The 22,451-nt window shown below is 63.8% G+C and carries 20 protein-coding genes; 11 read left to right on the top strand and 9 right to left on the bottom strand.

Annotated features, from left to right (window positions below; all coding sequences use genetic code 11):
* Positions 1-88: 88 nt before the first annotated feature.
* Positions 89-985, bottom strand: coding sequence for a hypothetical protein (locus ACKUUH_RS15095; RefSeq protein ID WP_407950727.1), 897 nt, complete (start codon positions 983-985; stop codon positions 89-91).
* 152 nt (positions 986-1,137) lie between these two features.
* Here ACKUUH_RS15095 and ACKUUH_RS15090 point away from each other — a divergent pair, with 152 nt between their 5' ends.
* Together ACKUUH_RS15090 and bioB are read left to right on the top strand one after the other, a co-directional pair.
* Entirely contained in the window at positions 1,138-1,797 is a 660-nt protein-coding gene (locus ACKUUH_RS15090; RefSeq protein WP_407950726.1) for a Fe2+-dependent dioxygenase, read from the top strand.
* 262 nt (positions 1,798-2,059) lie between these two features.
* Positions 2,060-3,097, top strand: a complete 1,038-nt coding sequence (gene bioB, locus ACKUUH_RS15085) for a biotin synthase BioB (protein WP_407950725.1) — start codon at positions 2,060-2,062, stop codon at positions 3,095-3,097.
* A gap of 6 nt (positions 3,098-3,103) precedes the next feature.
* Here bioB and ACKUUH_RS15080 read toward each other — a convergent pair whose 3' ends face one another.
* Entirely contained in the window at positions 3,104-3,448 is a 345-nt protein-coding gene (locus ACKUUH_RS15080; RefSeq protein WP_407950724.1) for a GIY-YIG nuclease family protein, read from the bottom strand.
* Positions 3,445-4,041: a hypothetical protein gene (locus ACKUUH_RS15075; RefSeq protein ID WP_407950723.1), complete on the bottom strand. Its 597-nt coding sequence runs from the start codon at positions 4,039-4,041 to the stop codon at positions 3,445-3,447. Before ACKUUH_RS15075 ends, ACKUUH_RS15080 begins: the two co-directional genes overlap by 4 nt.
* A gap of 250 nt (positions 4,042-4,291) precedes the next feature.
* Between ACKUUH_RS15075 and ACKUUH_RS15070 the strand changes: the two genes are divergently transcribed.
* The 5 genes from ACKUUH_RS15070 to ACKUUH_RS15050 all read left to right on the top strand — a co-directional run bounded on the left by ACKUUH_RS15070 (position 4,292) and on the right by ACKUUH_RS15050 (position 9,487).
* Positions 4,292-5,593: an adenosylmethionine--8-amino-7-oxononanoate transaminase gene (locus tag ACKUUH_RS15070; RefSeq protein ID WP_407950722.1), complete on the top strand. Its 1,302-nt coding sequence runs from the start codon at positions 4,292-4,294 to the stop codon at positions 5,591-5,593.
* Between the two features lie 258 nt (positions 5,594-5,851).
* Positions 5,852-6,559, top strand: a complete 708-nt coding sequence (locus ACKUUH_RS15065; RefSeq protein WP_407950721.1) for an AAA family ATPase — start codon at positions 5,852-5,854, stop codon at positions 6,557-6,559.
* Positions 6,559-7,515 carry an SPOR domain-containing protein gene (locus ACKUUH_RS15060; protein ID WP_407950720.1) on the top strand — a complete coding sequence of 319 codons (957 nt, stop codon included), beginning with the start codon at positions 6,559-6,561 and terminating at the stop codon, positions 7,513-7,515. Before ACKUUH_RS15065 ends, ACKUUH_RS15060 begins: the two co-directional genes overlap by 1 nt.
* A gap of 10 nt (positions 7,516-7,525) precedes the next feature.
* The gene (locus ACKUUH_RS15055) at positions 7,526-8,167 is read left to right on the top strand and encodes an HAD-IA family hydrolase (RefSeq protein WP_407950719.1); all 642 of its coding nucleotides are present in this window, start codon (positions 7,526-7,528) and stop codon (positions 8,165-8,167) included.
* Positions 8,168-8,233: 66 nt separating this feature from the next.
* Positions 8,234-9,487 (top strand): cytochrome P450, encoded by a 1,254-nt coding sequence (locus ACKUUH_RS15050; RefSeq protein WP_407950718.1) that lies wholly within the window; start codon positions 8,234-8,236, stop codon positions 9,485-9,487.
* A 6-nt stretch (positions 9,488-9,493) separates the two neighbouring features.
* Here ACKUUH_RS15050 and ACKUUH_RS15045 read toward each other — a convergent pair whose 3' ends face one another.
* On the bottom strand, positions 9,494-10,342 hold the full coding sequence (locus ACKUUH_RS15045; protein ID WP_407950717.1) for a sterol desaturase family protein: 849 nt from the start codon (positions 10,340-10,342) through the stop codon (positions 9,494-9,496).
* 150 nt (positions 10,343-10,492) lie between these two features.
* Positions 10,493-12,847, bottom strand: a complete 2,355-nt coding sequence (locus ACKUUH_RS15040; protein ID WP_407950716.1) for an efflux RND transporter permease subunit — start codon at positions 12,845-12,847, stop codon at positions 10,493-10,495.
* Positions 12,848-13,432: 585 nt separating this feature from the next.
* Here ACKUUH_RS15040 and ACKUUH_RS15035 point away from each other — a divergent pair.
* Complete coding sequence (locus ACKUUH_RS15035) at positions 13,433-14,566, top strand: ferritin-like domain-containing protein (protein WP_407950715.1); 1,134 nt, start codon at positions 13,433-13,435, stop codon at positions 14,564-14,566.
* A 175-nt stretch (positions 14,567-14,741) separates the two neighbouring features.
* Here the strand turns inward: ACKUUH_RS15035 and ACKUUH_RS15030 are convergent, their stop codons facing one another.
* Together ACKUUH_RS15030 and ACKUUH_RS15025 are read right to left on the bottom strand one after the other, a co-directional pair.
* Entirely contained in the window at positions 14,742-16,016 is a 1,275-nt protein-coding gene (locus ACKUUH_RS15030) for a cytochrome P450 (protein ID WP_407950714.1), read from the bottom strand.
* Positions 16,017-16,206: 190 nt separating this feature from the next.
* Positions 16,207-17,520, bottom strand: coding sequence for an Hsp70 family protein (locus tag ACKUUH_RS15025; protein ID WP_407950713.1), 1,314 nt, complete (start codon positions 17,518-17,520; stop codon positions 16,207-16,209).
* A gap of 294 nt (positions 17,521-17,814) precedes the next feature.
* Between ACKUUH_RS15025 and ACKUUH_RS15020 the strand changes: the two genes are divergently transcribed.
* The 3 genes from ACKUUH_RS15020 to ACKUUH_RS15010 all read left to right on the top strand — a co-directional run bounded on the left by ACKUUH_RS15020 (position 17,815) and on the right by ACKUUH_RS15010 (position 20,435).
* On the top strand, positions 17,815-18,939 hold the full coding sequence (locus ACKUUH_RS15020) for a ferritin-like domain-containing protein (protein WP_407950712.1): 1,125 nt from the start codon (positions 17,815-17,817) through the stop codon (positions 18,937-18,939).
* Between the two features lie 102 nt (positions 18,940-19,041).
* A complete protein-coding gene (locus ACKUUH_RS15015; RefSeq protein ID WP_407950711.1) occupies positions 19,042-19,938 on the top strand; it encodes a phosphotransferase family protein in 897 nt (298 codons plus the stop codon).
* Between the two features lie 8 nt (positions 19,939-19,946).
* A complete protein-coding gene (locus tag ACKUUH_RS15010) occupies positions 19,947-20,435 on the top strand; it encodes an MmcB family DNA repair protein (RefSeq protein WP_407950710.1) in 489 nt (162 codons plus the stop codon).
* Between the two features lie 3 nt (positions 20,436-20,438).
* Here ACKUUH_RS15010 and ACKUUH_RS15005 read toward each other — a convergent pair whose 3' ends face one another.
* Positions 20,439-21,011 (bottom strand): ActR/PrrA/RegA family redox response regulator transcription factor, encoded by a 573-nt coding sequence (locus tag ACKUUH_RS15005; RefSeq protein WP_407950709.1) that lies wholly within the window; start codon positions 21,009-21,011, stop codon positions 20,439-20,441.
* A gap of 195 nt (positions 21,012-21,206) precedes the next feature.
* On the bottom strand, positions 21,207-22,451 hold a 1,245-nt coding region (locus tag ACKUUH_RS15000; protein ID WP_407950708.1), incomplete at its 5' end, for an ActS/PrrB/RegB family redox-sensitive histidine kinase.

The raw sequence follows: 22,451 nt of genomic DNA, 5'->3' as shown, positions 1-22,451 counted from the left end.
AAAACAGGGAATCATCAATCAACGCCAGCCGCTACCCTCTTTTGCAGAGGAATCCACAGGGGGAGGGTGATCCCGGCGGCGACTGTCTTCAGAAGCTGCCGGTTTTCAGGGAGATGCGGGAGCTGGCGGCGAGCAGCGGGCCCGGCTCGACAGGCGCCTCGCGAGGCTTCTCGACGCTCGCATAGGCCTTGCCGAAGAGCTCCTCGGCGCTGGCGATTTCTTCCGAGAGGCTCTCGTGGTCCTTGCCGAGTGCCGGCTTGAGCGCCCTGGCCCGCTTTTCGGCGACCTTCCAGAAGCCATAGCCGTCGATCCAGGCTTCTTCCGAGCCGTTCGGCCCGGTCGCGCTGTCATATTGTTTGGCGGCGCGGTCGAACATCTGGGCCATGAGCGCCGCCTCGATTGCCGCCGCGCTCTTCCCGCTCGCGGGTGCCTTTTCGGCCGCCGCGTCGAGCGCGGCGTAGACCTTGCCGGCCGCGGCCTTCACCTCGTCAACCGGCGCATCGCCAAGGGCGAGATCGACGGCCTCCGTCATCTCGTCCATGAAGGGAGCCGCTCCTCGCGCCTCGAAGACAGGTTCGAGGTCGATGTAAACTTCCGAGATCGGATGAGCGAACATCTCGCCGCCCGCCTGCCACCCGCCTTCCACATCGAGCATTGCCTCGCCCGCGAGGTAATGCGCGCGAATGATGTCGAGCGCGGAAAGATAGACGGCCGGGTCCTTTGCGGCCTGGGAGGGATCGACGCCGCCCTCGCCGCCTTCACCGCCTTCGCCGCCCTCTCCGCCTTGGCTACCCTCGCCGCCCTCGCCGCCTTCGTCGGCGGCGGCCATGAGGAAGGTGCCGGGGACCGCCTTGCCCGGCGCGGCATCCGCATGCGGGCCCGCGCCTTCGCCCGCGGAAGGCGAGGCCATGCCGGCGACTGCGCCCGAAGCCGCGATGAGGGCGGCGGCGCTGATGCTGGTCCAGAGTTTCGTCCGGTATTTCATGGCGGGCTTCCTTGATGTTTTCGGGAGGTTCTTCAGCGGTTTCGGGGCGGTCCCTGTAGCGGCAGCGTCTTTTGGCCGCGATACTCGGCCTCGACCTTTACCGCGCGGCCGGTTAATTTGCAAACGCTTTGCATTATCATGGAACCGACATCTTGTTCATCCAGATCGCCGACGTCCTCGCCCCCGCCGACCTCCGCCTCGCCGGGACGGTCTTCAAGCAGAAGGACGGCTTCGAGGACGGGGCCCGCACGGCGGGCCGGGTAGCCCGGACCGTGAAGCGGAACGAACAGGCCAGCCCCAAGGGGCTCGCCGCCGATTTTACCGCGCTGGTCGAGAAGCGGCTGATGAAGAACGAGGTCTTCCTCGCGGCGGCGCGCCCCCGCGACTTCATCCGCATTCTCCTCTCCCGCTACACCAAAGGCATGGAATACGGGCTCCATTCGGACGACGCCTTCATGGACGGCAAGCGGGTGGACCTGTCCTTCACGCTGTTTCTGGCCGAACCCGACACTTATGAAGGCGGCGAACTCGTTATCGAGGAACCGGCGGGCGAGCGCCTCGTGAAGCTCTCCGCCGGGTCGCTGGTGCTCTATCCCTCGACCACGCTGCACCGGGTGGCGGAAGTGACGAAGGGGGAGCGGCGGGCGGCGGTCGGCTGGGTCGGGAGCCTTGTCCGGGGCGCCGAAGAGCGCGAGACGCTGTTCGATGTGGCGCTGGCGCTGCGTCAGGCGGAGGTGGCGGGAAACCGGGCGCTGATCGACCGGCTGCTGAAGATCCAAGGGTCGCTGCTGCGGCGCTGGGGAAGCGATTGAGGCGACGGATTGGAAACCTCTCCCCCGCACCGTCACGGCCCGATTTATTCGGGCCGTCCACGTCTTTGCCGCAAATTCAGAAAAGGAAGACCCCGGCTTTCGCCGGGGCAGGCGTGGATGGCCCGGACAAGCCGGGCCATGACGATTTCACGGGTATTGGCGACACCGACAGCCAGCATGCGCAATCTTGCATTGGGGCTCAGGCTGCCTATGCTGCCGGACTTGTAGCCTTTCGTCCTTATCGCAAGAGAAGCCGCGGCCCATGAGCATCCAGACCCGTATCGAAGAACGCAAATCCGCGCAGACCGGCATCGCCCGGCGCACGGACCCCGACGAAGTGCGCCACGACTGGACGCGCGAGGAGCTGCAGGCGCTTTTCGACCTGCCCTTCAACGATCTTCTCTTCGAGGCGCAGCTCGTGCATCGCCGCTGGTTCAAGGCGCATCAGGTGCAGATGTCGACGCTGCTCTCGATCAAGACCGGCGGCTGCCCGGAGGATTGCGGCTATTGCGCCCAGAGCTCGAAGTTCGAGACGGGGCTCAAGGCCTCGAAGCTGATGGAAGTCGAGAAGGTGCTCGCCGAAGCGCGCAAGGCGAAGGAAGCGGGCGCGACGCGCTATTGCATGGGCGCGGCCTGGCGCGAGCCGAAGGACCGCGACATGGACATGATCTGCGCCATGATCGAGGGCGTGAAGGACATGGGCATGGAAACCTGCATGACGCTCGGCATGCTTTCGGGCCAGCAGGTGCACCGCCTCGCGCAGACGGGCCTCGACTACTACAACCACAATGTGGACACGTCGGAAGAATATTACCCGAATGTGATCAGCACACGGACCTATCAGGACAGGCTCGACACGCTGGAGCGCGTGCGCAATGCGGGCATCAATGTGTGCTCGGGCGGCATTGTCGGCATGGGCGAGAGCGCGGACGACCGCATCGGCATGCTGATGACGCTCGCGAACTTGCCGGAGCATCCGCAAAGCGTGCCGATCAACATGCTGATGCCGATGGAGGGCACGCCGCTTGGCCGCAGCGAGAAGGTGGACCCGATCGACTTCGTGCGCATGATCGCGGTGGCGCGCATCGCCATGCCGCAATCGGTGGTGCGGCTCGCGGCGGGGCGCGAACTCATGTCGGAAGAACAGCAGGCGCTCTGCTTCCTCGCCGGCGCGAACTCGATCTTCGTCGGCGACAAGCTTCTGACCGCGAAGAATCCCGAAGAAGACAAGGACCGCCGCCTGTTCGAGAAGCTCGGCATCGAGCCCATGCCCGCGCATAGCTGCCCGGCGGAGAAGTAATCCCGGTCAGGTTCGGATCGCCTCGGCGTTCCATGCTGCCTGCCAGTGCTGCAAGCGTTCCTTGAGGAGCGATTGCAGCATCCAGGGCGTCATGTCCTTCGCATCGACTTCTTCCACGACTTCATAGACGAAGCTTTCCTCGCCATGCGCGTTCCACGCCGCCTGAAGGCTTTTTGCCGGATGCGTGCCGAGACGCAGCGCGAACCAGATGCCGTTCTGCATATTGTCGAGACTGCGCCCGACGCCGAGCCAGACTTCGCCGCTCGCATGGCAACGCACGGCGAAGATGCCGCGCGCCACCTTGCGCTCCTTGTAGTCCTTGACGAGATCGCGCCTGCGTTCCCTGTTCATGACGGTCTTCCCTTCGGACGGCGCCGCTCCGGCAAGGGCGGCACGATGCGCGCGAGTTTCTGGTTCAGGCGGTAATGCGCCTGCGCATCCTGCGGTTTCGCCCAGTCCCGGCCGATCAAGTCCCAGTCCGGATCCTTCACGTCGATGCCGAGACTTGCGAGCAGCCCGGCCTCGCAGACGACAAACTGACGCCTGTAGGGAAAGAGGAAGCGGTCCTTGCGCGCACCCAAGGCGTCGCGCGCCTCTTCATATGTCGTGAACCAGGCATTGAGATAGAAGCCCGTACTCGGCGGGAAGAGGCGCGTCGTGTCGAAGGCCGGGAGTTCGACATGCGCTTCTTCCGTCAGGTGCCGCCAGTCGCGAAATCCCATCTCGCGTGCGATGACGGCAAGCGCATGCTTGCGCTGGATACTCGCCTTGTCGGCAAGAAGCGCTTTCGCGTCCTTGTCCGGCCAGAGCGACGCGAGGCGATGTGCGGCATGGAAGGCGCGGCGCTTGTCGGCGCTGGTGAAATCCTTGAGAAGCTTGCTCGCGCGAATCTTGTATTCGGCGAGCGCGTCGATGGTGTTGGGGGATGACGGGTCCGTTCGCACGGAATCCTCCTGTTGTTTGACTGTCGTCGGTCCGAAGCGACGGCAAACAATGAAGGCGATGCGAACGCGAGGCGTCGTCTCAGCAGATCGGCGAAGGTGAGTTCCTCTTTCTCGGACGGCGGCACCCTTCGCGGCACCGGGCGGCATCCTATGCCAGCCCGTTTTTGCTTGCAATCGCGGGTTTTCACCCTTGCCATCGGGCGCACAACCCGCCTATCTGCCAGAAGAAAAGCCGACACGAGGCCGCCCCATGTCCATTCCGCCGCCCAACCCGCTGATCGCCGACGCACCCGACTGGTTGGTGAAAGGCGCGCCGCATCTGTGGCTGCCCTACACGCAGATGCAGACCACGCCGATGGCGCTGCCGGTGGTGAAGACTGACGGCGTGCGCCTGACGCTTGCCGACGGGCGCGAACTCGTGGACGGGATTTCGTCGTGGTGGACGGCGGCGCATGGCTACAACCATCCGCATATCCGCGAGGCGGTGACCCGCCAGCTCGAAAAGATGCCGCATGTGATGCTGGGCGGGCTCGCGCATGAACCGGCCTGCCGGCTGGCGACGCGGCTTTCGGAAAAGCTGCCGGGCGATCTCGGGCATGTGTTCTTCTCCGAGTCCGGATCGGTCTCGGTCGAGATCGCGATGAAGATCGCGGTGCAGTACTGGATCAACAATGGCAAGCGGGGACGGACACGCTTCGTCAGCTTCAAGGGCGGCTATCACGGCGACACGCTGGCCACCATGTCGGTCTGCGATCCGGACGAAGGCATGCACACGCTCTTCAAGGGCGCGATCGCCGAACAGTTCCTCTGCGAGTTGCCGGTGGACGCGGAAAAGACCGCCGCGCTCGACGCCTTTCTCGGCGCGCATGGCCATGAGATCGCCGCCGTGGTGACCGAACCGCTGGTGCAGGGGGCGGGCGGCATGCGCTTTCATTCGCCGCAGACGCTGAAAACCCTTCGCGCGCTCTGCGACAAACACGGATTGCTGCTGATCCTCGACGAGATCTTCACCGGCTTCGGGCGCACGGGCTCGATGTTCGCCTGCGAGCAGGCCGACATCGTGCCCGATATCGTGACGCTGTCGAAGGCGCTGACGGGGGGCACCATGGCGCTGGCGGCGACCGTGGCGCGGGCGCCCGTGTTCGAGGCCTTTCTCGGCGAGAGCGCCGGCAAGGCGCTGATGCATGGGCCGACCTATACGGGCAATCCGCTCGCCTGCGCGGCGGCGAACGCCTCGCTCGACCTCTTCGAGCGCGAGCCCCGGCTTGAGCAGGCGGCTGCGATCTCCGCGCAGCTCGAGCGCGAACTCGAGCCCGCACGCGGGCTGCCCGGCGTCCGGGATGTGCGGGTCAAAGGCGCCATCGGCGTCATCGAACTCGACAAGATGGGCGATCTCGACGCGATGAAGCGCCGCTTCGTCGAGGAGGGCGTCTGGATCCGGCCCTTCGGCAATATCGTCTATACGACGCCGCCGCTTGTCATCGAGCCGGGCGACCTTGCCCGGTTGACAGGCGCGATGGTGAAAATCACGGCAGAGATGGCGCGGGGCTGACGCATCGATCCATTTCGATGTGTCTCCGCCACCACATTTTCTGGTAGTGGAGGCATTTTTCGCGGCCACATGTTGAGCCAGATTGGGTCACACATTACTCTCGGCTCGGGGGCTGATTCGGCCTTTTCGATATTCGATCACGCACAGGCTGGCGGATCGCGGGAGCGCGAAAGCTCTTTCCCGGATTGCGGCCGGTGCGTCCTTTTTGGAATGCCGCAGACGAAGGAGTCGCGCGCGGCCGGTTATCGGGATTAAGCCATGCATGTCATCGCGTTTGCGTCCCAGAAGGGTGGCTCCGGCAAGACCACGCTTGCGGGCCATGTCGCCGTCGAGGCCGAGCGGCGGGGCGCAGGGCCCGTTGCGCTGATCGACACCGATCCGCAGGGATCGCTTTCGCAATGGTGGAACGCGCGGGAGGCCGAACGGCCCTTCTTCGTGCGCGCCTCCGACGAGGGGCTCGAGGCCGACCTCGCAAGGCTGAAGGATGGCGGGGTGAAACTCGTCATCATCGATACGCCGCCCGCCATCACCTCCACCATCGGCCTTGTGATCGGCCAGGCTGACCTCATCGTCATTCCGACCCGCCCGAGCCCTCATGACCTGCGCGCCGCGGGCGCGACGGTGCGGCTGTGCGAGGAACTCGGCAAGCCGCTCGTCTTCGCCGTCAACGGCGCCTCTCCCCGCGCCCGCATCACCACGGAGGCCGTTATCGCTCTCTCACACCACGGCCCCGTGGCACCGTCGATCCTGCACCAGCGAATCGATTTCGCCTCCAGCATGATCGATGGCCGGACCGTCATGGAGATCGGCTCCTCGACCAAATCGCCCGAGGAGGTCGCCGAACTCTGGAGCTTCCTCGAGGACCGGCTCAAGGGCCGCGAAACCTCGCCGCTTACCTCGGGTTCCTTCCTCTCCGGGGGCGCCACCGGCAGCTCGCCCGACAGCATTCTCCGAGGCGCCGCCTGATGGCCAAGAAGCCTGCCTCATTGACGAGCGACCTGCTTGCGCGCAAGGGTGAAGCCGGACCCTCTTCGGTCGATCCGGTTTCGCGCGTCACCATCGCGCCCGGGCGGCAGCCGAATTTGAGCGGAATCGGCGCCGGCGAGGGTCCATCCCAGGGGCTCTATGCGAGCCTCGCCACGGAGAGGCCCGAGATGTACGGAACGGACGAAGAAGAAGAACGGCCGAGGCCGCCGGAACCCGAGATCATCTACACGCCCGAGGAAGAGGATGGCGGCGGACGCGCGCGGCTTGTCGCGGGCGCCTTTGTGGGCCTGGCACTGCTCGGCGGCGTCATCGTGGCGCTGTCGCTGAACGATGGCGGCTCGGGCGTTGCGCCCGTTTCGCCGGAGATCACGGCGCTGCCCGACGAAACACCCGCCCCGGCGGCACCGGCGCAGATGGCGCAAGCGCCGGAAAGCACGGCGACCCCCGAGCCCGCCGAAGCCGAAGCAACCGTGCCCGGCACGGCCGAACGCCCGGCGGAAGAAGCGCCCGAGCTTCGCGCGAGCGCCGCACCGGCGGAACCCGCCGCGCCGGAAGAAAGCGCGCCGATCTCGATCACGCCGCCCGCCCCGCAATCGAAAGCCGAGGCACCGGCCGCCGCAGAACCCGCACCCGAAAAGACCGTGGCCGCCGAACCGGTTGCACCCGCGCCTGCCGCGGCGAGCGGCGGCGCTTACGTCGTGCAGATCATGGCGCTTCGCGAGGAAGGGGCGGCAAAGTCCGCATGGGCCACGCTCCAGAAGAAGCACCCCGCGATCCTTGGCGGCCATGCGCTCGACATCGAGAAGGCCGATCTCGGCGACAAGGGCACCTATTACCGTGTCCGCGCCGCGGGCTTCGAAACGAAAGCCGATGCGCAGTCGGCCTGTTCGAGCCTCAAATCGGCCGGGCAGGACTGCCTCGTCAAGGCGCGCTGAGGGCGGCAGCATGGTCGAAGCGGTTATCTGGGATTTCGGCGGCGTGCTGACGTCGAGCCCCTTCGAGGCGTTCAATCGCTACGAGGCGGAGCGGGGCCTCGCGAAGGATTTCATCCGCTCCATCAACGCGACCAATCCCGACACGAATGCCTGGGCGCTGTTCGAGCGCAGCGAATGTTCGCTCGCCGAGTTCGACCGCCTGTTCGCGGACGAATCCGAAGCGAAGGGCGCCCGCATTCCCGGCCGCGACATCATCGAGCTTCTGTCGGGCGACATCAGGCCCGAAATGGTCACCGCGCTGAAGCGCTGCAAGGAACGCGCGAAGGTCGGCTGCATCACCAACAATGTTTCCGCCGGCGAAGGCGCCGGCATGGCGCGCAGCCATGAAAAGGCCGCCGCCGTTCAGGAGATCATGTCGCTCTTCGATCATGTGATCGAAAGTTCCAAGGCCGGCATCCGCAAGCCCGATCCGCGCATCTACGAGATGGCCTGCGGCGCGCTCGGCGTTTCCGCTGCGGCAAGCGTCTATCTCGACGATCTCGGCATCAACCTGAAGCCCGCCAGGGCGCTCGGCATGACGACCATCAAGGTGGTGACGCCGGAACAGGCGCTGAAGGAACTCGAAGCGGCGGCTGGATTTCCCGTCACTTGAGGCCGGAGGCGAAAGAGCCGTAAGCTTCTCCCCAAAAGAACAATCGAAAATGGGGAGGATGTTCCGATGCTCAGGCCCAAGGCTCAGGCGATCGATCTCGGCGGGAAGCCCGATCTCAAAAGCCCGGATATCTATCTGCACGAGGAACATCACGACGTGTTCCGCCGCTTGCGCGCGGAAGAACCCGTCTACTGGAATCCGGAAGCCGACAGCACGGGCTTCTGGGCGATCACGCGCTACGACGACATCGAGGCGATCTCGAAGAATCCGAAGCTCTTTTCCTCCGCGAAGGAAAATGGCGGGCATCGCATCTTCAACGAGAACGATATCGACGGGAACGATACCGACGCCAGCATGATCTCGATGGACCCGCCGGAACATGCGAGCTACCGGCGCATGGTGACGCCGGGCTTCGTGCCGAAGCGCATCTCGGGCATGGAAGACCGCATTCGCGCGCGCGTGACGCGGCTTCTCGACAATCTGCCGAAGACGGGCGAGGCCGAGTTCGTTTCATCCGTGGCCGCCGTATTGCCCATCGAAGTCCTGGCCGAACTTTTCGGCGTACCGGAAAGCGACGGACCGAAGCTCTTCGAATGGTCGAACGCGACGGTCGGCGAGGACGATCCGGAGCTGCGCGTCTCCGACGAATACATGAAGAAATGCGTGCTCGAAATGGCAGGCTATGCGGCCGGGCTCTGGCGGCAAAGGCTCGAAAATCCCGGCGCCGATCTCATCTCGATGCTGGCGCATTCGAGGGTCAACGGCGAAGCCATGACCTTTCCCACCTATATCGGCACCTTCATCCTGCTTGTCGTGGGCGGCAATGAAACGACGCGAAACTCGATCTCGGGCGGACTGCTCGCGCTTTCGGAAAATCCGGAAGAGCGGCGCAAGCTCCTCGACGATCCCTCGCTCATTCCAAGCGCGGTGCAGGAAATCGTGCGCTGGGTGAGCCCTGTCCTGCATATGCGGCGGACGGCGACGGAAGACACGGAAATCCGTGGGCAGAGGATCAAGAAGGGCGACAAGGTGGTGATGTGGTATGCCTCGGGCAACCGCGACGAGGAGAAGTGGGACGACCCCTTCCGCTTCGACGTGACGCGCTACACGAAGCCCAATGTGGCGACGCAGCTCGGCTTCGGCGCGGGCCAGCATTTCTGCCTTGGATCGCGGCTTGCCGAATTGCAGCTCAAGGTGCTTTTCGAGGAACTGCTCCGCCGTTTCCCGGACATTCACGTCTCCGGACCGGTGCGGCGCATGCGCTCGAATTTCATCTACGGGTTGAAGGAAATGCCGGTCGCCTACACGCCCGAGGCGTGAGACCGCTCAGAGCGGCGCGCGCGTGAAGGGGGCCTTCAACTGGCCGAGAAAATCCGGCGGCATCGGCGCGTCGATGCCGATGCCGGCGGGCGGGCGGCGCGGCGGATTGATGTAGGTGCCGAAAATCATGTCGAAGAGCATCAGGTTCTCGCCGTAGTTCCTGTTGCCTTCGTCGAGCACTTTCGAGTGGTGCCAGCGGTGCAGCTCGGGCGTGTTGAACACGTAGTTGAGCGGACCGCAGCGCATCTCGATGTTGCAATGGGTGAGCATGCCGATGACCGCCGTCACCGCGCTCACCATGAGCAGGACGGGCTGCGGCGCGCCCAGCAACAGCAGCACGGGCATGCCGACCAAGAGGCCCGTCGCCGTATCGACGACGTGAAAACGCCCGGTGTTGAAGAACCAGAGCCGCGTCACGCTGTGATGCACGGCATGGAAGCGCCAGAGCCAGGGCCACTCGTGGGCGAGCCTGTGCTTCCAGTAGAGGCCCGCCTCGACGACCACGAGGCCGAGCGCGATCTGCGCGAGGAGCGGCCAGGTCTCCGGCCAGAGCGGCCCGCCATTCGGCTTCAGCCATTCGGCGATGCCCATGAAAACGATCACCGTCACGATCACCTGGGCGATGCCCTTGCTCAGCACCGTATGCGCGAGATCGGGGCCCATCTGCCCGTCATTCGCGAGCCAGAGCTTTTCATGCGGCATGGCACGCTCGATGAGGGCGATGCAGAGGGCCAGCCCCAGATAAGAGATGTTGAAGGCGAGGACGCCATGCCCAGCCATCATGCCGAGATAGATAGGCGTGAGCGCTCCCAGAGCAATCAGCGGCCAAAGCGTTCGGGACAGGAAGTCGCGCATCGAGTTTCTCCCTTGTCCGATGGATTGTACCCGCGTTTGCCGCGCAGGAAAGTGCCGCGGGCGCAACACGCATGAAGCAAATGACCCACAGTAAAAAGGCCGCCGGATGAACCGGCGGCCTTTCTAGCTTTCAAATGACGCGTGTGAGCGTCAGTGCACCGGCGCGCTCTTTGCGCGGGCGACCGGGCGTTTGCGCGGGACAAGCATTTCGAGCGTCACCGCAAGCGCCGGCAATACGCTTACCGCCATGATCATGTTGACCATGAACATGAAGGCCAGCAGCAAGCCCATATCGGCCTGGAACTTGAGGTCCGAGAAGGCCCAGGTCGACACACCGACCGCGAGCGTCAGCGCCGTGAAGAAGGTCGCCATGCCCGCTTCCTGCAGCGACTGCCGGAAGGAGTCGCTGACGGTGAGACCTTCGCCCATGTAGTAGGGCACGCGGTTGTAGATATAGTAGGCGTAGTCGACGCCGATGCCGACCGCGAGCACCATCACAGGCAGCGTTGCGACGGTGAGACCGATCTGCAGAACCTCCATGAACCAGTAGCCGAAGAAGGTGCCGAAGGTGAGCGGAAGACAACAGGCGATCACTGCGCGCCAGTCGCGATAGGTGAGCATGACGAGAGCGACGATCACCGCGTAGACCCACATCATCATCGGAAGTTCGGTCTCGGTGATCTCCTCGTTGACCGCGGCCTGCACGCCCATGTTGCCGGAGGCGAGACGGATGTTGACGCCTTCCATGGGGTTCTTCTCGCGCCATTCCTTCACGGCATTCACCGCCGCCTTGATCGTGGTCGCCTTGGCGTCACGCAGGTAGAAGCTGTGCGGCAGGATGGTGCAGGTCTGGTTATAGAGCGAGTTCGCGCCTGGCACCGTATTCGCCGCCTGGGCGAGCGCGGGACGGTTGCGCGGAATTTCCTTCCATTTCAGGTTGCCTTCGTTCCAGCCGGCGGCCGACCCCTTGATGGCGAAGGGAAGCGAGGCCACCAGTGTCACGTCCGGCACGTTCTGCATGTGCCAGGAGAACTGGTTCAGATATTTCATGTAGGAATAGGTCACGCAGCTGTCCGGCGGCGTCTCCACAACGGCGATCAGAACGTTGAGGCCGAGCGCGTAGTCATGCGCGATTGACGTCGAGTCCAGATTGTAGCGCGCCTGAGGCCGTAATTCCGGCGCACCGGCGTGAAGCGCGCCGACATGCCGGTTCATCGCCTGCTGTGTGGCGATGACGAAGAGAACCGTCGCTACCAGCAGAACGAAGGGCGCAATCTTCGGGTTGGCGACGAAACCCAGCGACCGCATGATCCCCAGGCGGAATTCGCGTGAGCTGTGCACACGCGCGCGGAAGTCTTCGCCGAACTTCAGGTAGCTGACGAGAAGCGGCAGCATGATGAGGTTGGTGACGACCTTGAGGGTCACGCCGATCGAGGCCGTGATTGCAAGTTCGCGGATCATCGGCACCGGAATGAGGTAGAGCGTCGCGAAGCCCACCAAGGTGGTGACGAGGGCCATGGAGCCCGGAACGAAGAGCCGTGAGAAGGCGGACCGCGCCGCCGTCTCGGCATCGGCACCTTCCGCGATCTCGGCGGTCACGACGTTGATCTGCTGCACGCCATGACTGACGCCGATGGCAAAGATCAGGAAGGGCACGAGAACGGCCAGCGGATCGAGGCCGTAGCCGAGGAAGGTGAGCAGGCCGAATTGCCAGACCACCGATGTCAGCGAGGCGAAGAGTGTCGCCCCGGTCAGAACGATGGAGCGGGCATAGAGATAGAGCGCGATCGCCGTCAGGGCGAAGGCAAGCGCGAAGAACCACACCACCGTCTTCGCGCCGTCGGCGATGTCGCCGATGAGCTTGGCAAAGCCGATGATGCGGACGGTGTATTCGTCGGTTTCGTATTTGTTGCGGATCTGCGCCTCGAGCTTCGCGGCGAGGTCGAAATAGTCGAGGCTCTGACCTGTCGAAGGGTCAAAGTCCTGCAATTCGGCAACGACCATGGCCGAACCGAAATCGTCGGCGACCAGGCGGCCGACGAAGCCGCCGCGGATCACGTTGCTCTGAATCTTCATGAGATTCTGCGGCGTCATCGTATCCGCGGTGACCTTGCCCGAGATCACGTCGTCGGCGCTGATGCCGTCTTCGGTAATTTCGATGTAGCGCGTGTTCGGGGTCCAGAGCGACGTCACCGTGTGGCGCGAGACGCCGGGCAGGAAGAAGATATCGTCCGTCAGATTCTTGTAGACCTTGAAGAAATCCTTCGTCCAGACGTCGCCTTCCTTCGGCTCCAGCACGACGATGATGCGGTTCGAGCCGAAGAGCTGTTCTCGATATTCAGTGAAGGTCTGGATGTATTCGTGCCCGACGGGAAGCTGCTTGTCGAAGCCGGCGGTCATGCGCAATTGAAGCGCATAGAAGCCAGTGAGAACCGTGAAGACGAGCAGCCCCAGAAGAATTACCAAGCGGAGCCGGAAAACAATATTTTCGAGCAACTTAACCATCGACAGCACCCATCTCCCTTGCCGCTTTCCCCACGGGGCCAAAACGGCAGCGTTGCACATCGCACGCCGCGCCCGGGGCACAGATGGCGAAAGCCGGAAGAACTCCGCCTTCACCTTTGGCCGGGGCCGGTCTCAACACTTCCGGAGGACAGGTCCGTCACATTCCCATGACGGGAGCGGCGCTTGAGTGCCGCCTATCCCCGATTTTCGCCAGCAGCGGCCACAGGCGCGCCACCTCTTGTTTCATCGGGGTTTATGCCCCCTCCCAAGACGCCGATCTCTCGCTTTTCCAGCACGCGCCGCTTCCCCGCGCTGCCAGTCCGGACCGGTCGTCCCACGTTCATCAAATACCACAAGCAGCGGCGATTTGTAACAGTTGCGTAGTGCGAATCCGCGAAGTGCAGCCGCTTTTTGCCCGCCTGGTTAACCGCGCCACAAAGTTGACGCCCCCGTCATTTTCTTCTTGACCCAGCGGCAGTGCTTCTTATTCTGATCCCAAAGAGACAGACCGGCAGGGAGCAGCATGCCCTCGAAGCCGGCGCTTTTTGTTTTCGGCGGCAATAGCCGCCCCCTCTGGAGGACCCGATGACCGAGATTCGGCAGATCACCAAAGACAATGCCTACGACGCCGTCGCGCCGGACGATTTTCCCGCGATGATGGAAGTGGACCGCTACAACGCGCGCTCCACCGCCTTCGACAAGATCATCTCCGCGACTCATGACCATTTCTGGGATCCGCTCGACGTGAAGTACATCGACTTCACGGAGCCCTTCGATCTCGAAAACCAGATGGTGATGCCGGAGGAGCTTCTGCCGGAACTCAAGCTGCCCTGCTTCGAAAAGCTTTCTCAGGCACAGCGCGTGAAGTTCGGCAATGAGAGCGCCCGCTGGATGCTCTCCTCTATCCTGCACGGCGAAGCCGGCGCGTTGGCGCTTTCGGCAAGCCTCTGCCACATTCTCCGCGATCCGGGCGCGCAGGAATATGCCGCGAACCAGACCCGCGAAGAAGCCCGGCACGTGACCGCCTTCGCGAAATACGTTCAGGCGCGCTGGGGCAAGCCGCTGGCCGTCGGCCCGACGCTGGGCGGCCTGCTGACCAACATCGTCAACGCACCCGAGGTCTACAAGAAGATCGTCGGCATGCAGATGCTGGTCGAGGGCCTGGCCATGGGCGCCTTCGCGACGCTTTATGCGAAGTCGAACGATCCGCTTCTCGTGAAGCTCACGCAGCTCGTGATGACGGACGAAGCCTTCCATCACAAGTTCGGCAAGATCTGGGCCGACCGCACGATCCCGAACCTGTCGGAAGAAGAGCAGAACATCATCGAGGACTGGGCGGCCGAGTGCTTCCAGACGCTGCTGTTCAACCTCGTGAACCCCGAGCAGAAGCAGGCGATCTACGGTGAGTTCGGCCTCGAATGGCAGCAGGTTCAGCTCGAGATGCTCGAAGCCTTCGGCGACGACGACCGTCGCGAGAGCATGAAGGAAGGCACGAACATCTTCCGCGTGCTCATCAAGACGCTGCTCAAGGCAGGCATCATCACCGACCGCACCAAGGCCTTCTACGCCACCTATGTGGACATGGAAGAGCTGCGCCACGAAGGCGAGCGGATGGTCGGCGACGATATTGCCGAAGACGGCATCCGCTATCTGCAGAAGATCAACTTCGGCGCCAATATCGACGCGCTGAAGGAAGTGACGATCTCGGCGGCCGAATAAGCCTCGCAACAAAGCGGGCGTAGCGTTCCCTCAACGCGATCCCTCGACAGACTGGGCGGCTCCTTCGGGCGCCGCCCTTTTTCTTTTCTTGTTCTGCCTGTTTGCCGTGCGGGCACGAAAAAGCCGGGCGCGGATTTCTCCGGCCCGGCTCGATCGTTCGTGTCGTTCGGTCGTGTCAGTGCTTGCGCTTCGGCAGCGCGACCATGAGTTCCTCGTAGCCCTTCACGAAGGACGAGTGCACGCGGCGCGGCTCCTGCAGAACCTCGATGCGCTGATCCGGCCAGCGCTTCAGGATTTCTTCCCAGGTGATGCGGAGCTGCATCTCGGCAAGGCGGTTACCCACGCAGCGGTGGATGCCGAAGCCGAAGGAAAGATGCTGGCGCGCGCGATCGCGGTCGATCACGAGTTCGTTCGGGTTTTCGATCACAGTCTCGTCGCGGTTGCCCGAGACGTACCACATGGCGACCTTGTCGCCCTTGCGGATCGTCTTGCCGCCGAGTTCGACATCCTGCGTCGCGGTACGGCGCATATAGGCGAGCGGCGTCTGCCAGCGGATGATTTCCGCCACCATGTTCGGGATGACGGAAGGGTCCGCCTGCAGCTTCGCATACTGGTCCGGGAACTGGTTCAGCGCGAGGAGACCACCCGAGATCGAGTTGCGCGTCGTGTCGTTGCCGCCGACGATGAGGAGGATCAGGTTTCCGAGATACTCCATCTTGTCCATGTTGCGGGTCGACTCGCCATGCGCGAGCATGGAGATGAGATCGTTGCCCGGCTCGCGCGCATTCACACGCTCGTTCCACAGACCGATGAAATATTCGGCGCATTCGAGAAGCTCGGCGCGGCGCTCTTCCTCGGTCTCGATGAGACCGCCCGGCATCGGCGCGGCGGTCGCCACGTCGGACCAGCGCGTGAGCTTGCGGCGTTCCGCGAACGGGAAGTCGAACAACGTCGCGAGCATCTGCGTCGTCAGTTCGATCGAGACACGGTCCACCCAGTTGAAGGGTTCGTTCTCCGGGAGATTGTCGAGAATATTGCCGACGCGCTCGCGGATCGTGCTCTCGAGCTTGGCGAGGTTCGCGGGGGCGACGATGGGGCTTACCGTCTTGCGCTGCTCGTCATGCTTGGGGGGATCCATGGCGATGAACATCGGAAGCTTGAAGTCCTCGTCCTGGTCGCGCAGCACGATGCTGCCTTCGGACGAGAACACCTGGTGGTTCGTGTCCACCGCCATGATGTCCTTGTAGCGCGTGATCGACCAATAGGGTCCGACTTCCTCGTTGGTCGTGCAGTAATGCACCGGCGCCTCGCTGCGGAGGCGCTCGAAGTAGGGCCACATCGTGTTGTTCTTGAAGAGAAGCGGGTCTGCGACGTCGATCTGCTCGAGCGGGGTCGAATAGGCTGCGTCGCGCGCTTCGTCGGCCTCGTATTTTACCGCTGCGTCGCTCATCTGTTTCCTCCTCCGGCTTAATCCGGCTTCCTGTTATTCCGTTACGGCAAGCATAGCGGAAAATACGGACCCGTCATACGCAAAATGACGGCCGCGTCACTTTTTCCATGTGAGCGAGCTTAGCACCGGCTTCAAGGCTTGAAAATGACGGATGCGTCATTTTTTGAGAAAAGCGACTCCTGGGGCCCAGTCAGTCGCCGAAGCGCTGCCTTGCGGCCAGGGCCAGACCCGTCGCCACGGAGGTCAATTCGCCGCCGCCCGCCAGCTTTTCCGCGCCGAAGCGGCTTGCGAAGAGGGCGCGGACGGCCGGGATAAAGGAGGTGCCGCCGGTGAGGAAGACCCGGTCGACCCTCTCCGGCGCCGTTCCTGTCTCTTCGAAAAGCCGGTCGACGCAGGTGGCGATTTCGGCAAGCTCCGGCGCAATCCATTGATCGAATTCGGCGCGCGTCACGCGCGCGTCGATCCCGACGGGTGCGAGATCGAAGCGGAGCCTGGCCTCGTCCGCACTGGAGAGGGCGACCTTCGCCGCCTCGACCGCGCGGTAGAGGGCGAAACCCCGCTCCTCCGCGATGAGCCGCGAGAGCGCCTCCACCTCATCCGCCGCATCCGCCGTGCGCCCGATCTCTTCGAGCATGCGCCGCGTCTTGCGCGTGTTGATGAGGCTCAGCTCATGCCAGCGTCTCATGGTGTCGTAGGGCCAGGACGGAACGGGCAGAACCTTGCCGCCGCTCCTGTAGGACGTGCCCTTGCCGAGACGCGGCGCCACGCAATGTTCGATGAGGCGCGCGTCAAAAGCGTCGCCCGCGAGCCCCACGCCGGAGACGCCGACGATCGTTTCGCCACGCTCCTTCAGCTTTCGCATGCCGGGGCCGACATGCAGCAGGCAGAAGTCGCTGGTGCCGCCGCCGAAATCGCCGATCAACACGAGTTCGTCCGTGTCGAGAGAGGCTTCGTAGGCATGCGCCGCGGCGACCGGCTCGAACTCGAAATGAACGTCGGGAATGCGGATGGCGTAAAGCGCTTCGCGCAGGCGCGAGACGGCAAGCTCGTCGTGCTCGCTGTCCGGCGTGCCCAGACTGTTCCGCACGAAGCGCGCCGGCCGGCCGACGACAACCGGGCTCGACGCCATCTTGCCGGCCAGCGCCTCGCCCTCCTCGCCCGCGTCGATCATGCGCGCAACGATGAAGCCGACCAGGTTTTCGAGCGTGAAGCGGCTGTTGAAGATGCTGGTCGAGGTGAAGTTCGGATTGGCGAGCCAGGATTTCACCGACTGGACAAGCCGGCCTTCCGCGCCGCGCTCGAGATAGGCATCCATGGCGGCGGGGCCGGCAAAGGCGTGGGGGCGGCCGTTCGCATCGCGCTCCTCCTCGTCGAAATAGAGGATGGAACGGAAGGTCGGAAGCAGTTCGTTCGCGTGGCGAACAGGCAAGAGCCGGGAGGGGCCGTGCGCGGGGGCAACCGCGAGCGCGCTGTTGGTCGTCCCGAAGTCGAGACCGATAAACATCAAGTCACCTCGTATCCGTCTGGCCGGGCGCGGGAGAACGCGGCGCTCAGGCCACAGCAATACATCTGAGGAAATCCGGGGGCTTGCCCCGGGGCGAAGGGCGGCGAGTCATACAGAAGCGGCTCTGCGTTGTCGAGTTTTCGCCATGCGCCGGCCCTCCTCCCGCATCCTGTGCAAAAGTGACGCAGGCGTCATTTTTGCGTTGCTTGTGCAGCGCACAAATACCCACATTTCGATTAAGGAAATTGACCGGGTTCCGTGGGGGACCGACGGCCAATGAATGTGGAGAGATACATGACCGAACCGCGCCAGATCACGAAGGACAACGCTTACGACGCCGTCTCGCCGGACGACTTCCAGGCGATGATGAACACGGAGCGTTACAACCGCCGCTCCTCGGCGTTCGACAAGATCATCTCGGCGACCCACGACCATTTCTGGGATCCGCTCGACAAGAAGTACATCGACTTCGCCGAGCCCTTCGATCTCGAAAACGAAATGCTGATCGATCCGGAACTCGTTCCGGAACTCAAGCTTCCCTCCTTCGAGAAGCTTTCGGAGAAGGAGAAGGTGCGTTTCGTCAACGAAACCGCGCGCTGGATGATGTCGGCGATCCTGCATGGCGAGCAGGGAGCGCTCAATCTCTCCGCTTCGCTCTGCCACATCCTGCTCGATCCGGGCGCACAGGAATATGCCGCGAACCAGGCGCGCGAAGAGGCGCGCCACGTGACGGCCTTCGCGAAATATGTGCAGTCGCGCTTCGGCAAGCCGCTGCCCTGCGGCGAGACGCTTGCGAACCTTCTCGCCGAGATGGTCAACGCGAAAGAGGTCTACAAGAAGATCGTCGGCATGCAGCTGCTCGTCGAGGGGCTCGCGATGGGCACCTTCGCGACCTTCTTCAACACGGCGCGCGACCCGCTTCTCGTGAAGCTCTGCCAGCTCGCCATGACGGACGAAGCCTTCCATCACAAGTTCGGCAAGATCTGGGCCGACCGCACGATCCCGAAACTCGCCCCCGAAGAGCGCGACATCATCGAGGACTGGGCGGCGAATGTTTTCCAGACACTTCTCTTCAATCTCGTGAACCCCGAGCAGAAGAAGCTCATCTATGCCGATTTCGGCCTCGACTGGCAGAAAGTTCAGCTCGAGATGCTCGAAGCGGTGACAGATGAAGACCGGCGCGAGGGCATGAAGGACGCGGCGAACATCTTCCGCGTGCTCGTGAAGACGCTGCTCAAGGCCGGCATCATTACCGATCGCACCCGCTCCTTCTATGCGACCTATGTCGACATGGAAGAACTGAAGAACGAAGACGACCGCATGGTCGGGGACGACATTGCCGAGCAGGGCATCGAGTTCCTGAAGACGGTCAACTTCGCCAACAAGAAGAACCCGATGCAGAGCGCGGCGGCAGAGTAATTTCCCGAAGGGTCCTCTCCAGAGGGAACAACTTGAGGGCGGCTTTCGAGCCGCCCTTTTTTCACGCCGCCTTTCCCGATGCGGCTGGTAGAGTGCGGCCCCATGACCGATCTTCACGAAGCGATTGCCGGCGACGTTCCCGGCCTTCCGGCGGGGCCATGGACCCTGCTCGGCGAAGGCCTTTGGGGCAGCGTCCACGATCTGGGCGATGGCAGCGTGCTGAAACTCGTGCGCCGCAATGGCGGCCTCGGCACGGGCGAGAGCAAGCACTACCGGGAAACGGCGGCCCTGCGGCTTCTCGACGGGCTTCAGGGTTCCGCGCCACGCCTGCCGCGCCTACTCGATGCCGGACGCTTCGAGAATGCCTACGGGTTCTCGGGGCCGCCGCTTGCGGGCTGGCTGCGCCTCGAAAAGCTCGAGGGAAAGGCCGTCGATGAAGGAAGGCTCTACGCGCTGAAAGCGGAAGAGCGCGAGCGGCTTGGCGAGGAGATCGGCTCGGCGCTTGCGCATTTCCACGAAAGAGCCGCGGCGCGCATGGACGAGGCCGAAAAGCTCGGCAGCCCGGGCCTTCGCAGCATCGCAGAAGCGATGACGCGGATCAGCGATCCCGACCTTCGCGCGCGGCTTGAACTGCTGAAGGACATGTGGAGCATGGAGGAGGCGCCGCGCGTGTTACTTCACGGCGACCTCAATCTATCGAATGTGCTTTCCGCGCGGGGCCTTCCCGTTGCGCTTGTCGATTTCGCGGAAGCCGGCACAGGCTTCCCGGAAGAAGACTTCCGGCACTTCGACAATCCGGGCCCGATGCGCGATGCGATCTTCCGTTCCTATGCGGCGGTTTCGGGCCGCGCGATCGACATGCACCGCTTCCGCATGGCCGTCGCGGTCAATGCCGCCTGCTCGCTTGCCATCGGCAGCAATGCAGGCCATCCGCGCGAGGGAATGCGCCGCGTGAGCTTTCTCGACGAGGCGTTGCGCCAGGCGGGAATAGAAGCTTAGGTTTCGGAATGGCGAAAGACGATCTTCCAGACCTGCCCGACATGGAGATGGACGAGTTCCGTCTCTTCGACGGACGGCAGTCGGCGACGGCGGCAAGCGTGCAGCGCGGCGTCTGCCGCCTTCTTGCCCAGATGGGCTATGCGCCCGTGACCGAACTCACGCTCGCGACGGGACGGCGCGTCGATATTCTCGCGCTCGGGCCGAAGGGCGAGATCGCCGTGCTCGAAATCAAGTCGAGCCTCATCGACTACCGGACGGACGCGAAGTGGGAAGAGTATCTCGATTTCTGCGACCGCTTCTATTTCGCCGTGCCGCCCGAGTTTCCGCGCGAGATCATCCCCGAGACTGTCGGCCTTGTCGTCGCCGACCGCTACGGCGCGGAAATCCTGCGGGAAGGACCCGTCACACCGCTCGCGCCCGCACGGCGCAAGAAGCTCACGCTCCACGCCGCCCGCGTCTCGGCGCGGCGTGTGCACCGCTTTCTGGAACCGGCGTGAGAGTTACTTCGGCGCGCGCTTGGCGAGGATGCGCTGCAGCGTGCGGCGGTGCATGTTGAGGCGGCGCGCGGTTTCCGAGACGTTGCGGTCGCAGAGTTCGTAGACGCGCTGAATGTGTTCCCAGCGCACGCGGTCCGCCGACATCGGGTTTTCCGGCGGATCGGCCTTGTCGCCGCCGGTCGCCAGAAGCGCCGCCTCGATCGCATCGGCGTCGGACGGTTTTGCGAGATAGTCGACCGCGCCGAGCTTCACCGCCGTCACCGCAGTGGCGATGTTGCCATAGCCCGTCAGCACGACGATGCGTGCGTCGGGCCGCACCTCCTCGAGCGTCGCCACGACATCGAGGCCGTTGCCGTCCTCAAGCCGCATGTCGACCACGGCAAAGCCCGGCTTCTTCGCACGGGCAAGCTCCTTGCCGTCCTTCACCGTGTTCGCCGTCGTTACCTCGAAGCCGCGCCCCTCCATCGCACGGGCAAGCCGCGTCAGGAATGGCACGTCGTCGTCCACGAGGAGGAGCGTGCGGTCTTCGGGTATGACGGGGGCTTCGGCCCCGGAGGCATCTTCTGTCTTGGTCACGTCGTCCAGTCTCCGTCGGATTTGCGGGAGTTTAGGCCGAAGGGGGTCCTAAAGCCAAGCTAGAGCAGATCATGATCCGTTGGAAACGCGATGCGATTCCAACGGATCATGGAAATCTGCTCGTCGCTTACAGTTTTGACCGTTTTCCGAACCGGCAGGTGTTTCCACTTGCCTGGAAAACGGTCTGCGTCTCGATTATTCGGCCGGCGCGGGAAAGGCGGGCTCGGCCTCGATGGCGCGGCGCGGCCAGCGCATGGCAAGCCGCGCGCCCACTTTGCCGTCGCTGCGGTTGCCGATCTCGACCGTCGCGCCGGTGCGCTCAAGCAGCGTCTTGCCGATGAAGAAGCCGAGGCCCATCCCCTCATGCCCGCCCTCCGGGTCCGAACTTGCGCGCTTGCTGCGCGGCCGCGTCGTCACATAGGGCTCGCCGAGCTTTTCAAGCACGTCCGGCGCAAAGCCCGGCCCGTCATCGGTGATGATGACGGTGACGTGGTCGCGATCGTAGTGTGCGGCGAGGTGAACCTCCTCAAGGGCGAAGTCGGCCGCGTTCTCGATGAAATTGCCCAGGCCATAGAGCATTTCGGGGCGCCGCCATATTTCGGGCTCGCTCGCTTCCTCGTCGTCGGCCACCACTTCGATGAGGAAGGCGACATCCATGTCGCGATGCGGCGCCACAACCTCATCGAGCAGCGCGTGAAGCGGCAGGCGCGAATAGATCACGTCTGTGCCGTCCGGCCTTTTCGAGAGGCGCGAGAGAATGTCCTTGCAGCGCTCGGCCTGGCTGTTGAGCAGGGCCAGGTCTTCCTTCATCTCCTGCTCGCTCATCTTTCCTCGCATCAACTCCTTCGAGACGAGCGAGATGGTGCCGAGCGGCGTGCCGAGTTCATGGGCGGCGGCGGCGGCCAGACCATCGAGCGCGGAGAGGCGCTGCGCGCGGGCGAGAACGAGCTGCGTTGCCGCAAGCGCCGCCGACATGCGCCGCGATTCCTGCGACACGCGCCATGCATAGGCGGCCATGAAGCCGAGGCCGAGCAGCAGAGCAAGCCAGTGGCCGGTCACATAGAGCTCGGGAAGTTGGGGCGTTTCGCCGGGCCGCCAGGGCAATGGCATATGAAACCATGCAAGCAGGGTCACATAGGTGAAAGCCTGCAGAAGCAGGAGGGCGGTGCTCGCCAGCGAGAGCGTCGCCGCCGAGATCGTCACCGGCGCCATGAAAAGAAGTGCGAAGGGATTTTCGAGGCCGCCGGTGAGAAAGATCAGCACCGCGAGCTGGGCGAGATCGATCGCGAGATAGACGGCTGCCTGCCAGTCGGGAAGGCGCGTCGCCGAACGGTAGCGCAGCGTGAGGAAGACGTTGAGCCAGGCGGACGCCGCGATCACCGCGAGGCAGAGACCGAGCGGCAGCGGAAAGCCGAGGCCGAAATGAACGAGAAGCACGGC

Source organism: Parvibaculum sp. (genome assembly GCF_045863935.1).
Taxonomy (GTDB): Bacteria; Pseudomonadota; Alphaproteobacteria; order Parvibaculales; family Parvibaculaceae; genus Parvibaculum.
Note: the sequence above shows the minus strand (reverse complement) of the source record. Positions and strands in the feature narration are given on the sequence as shown.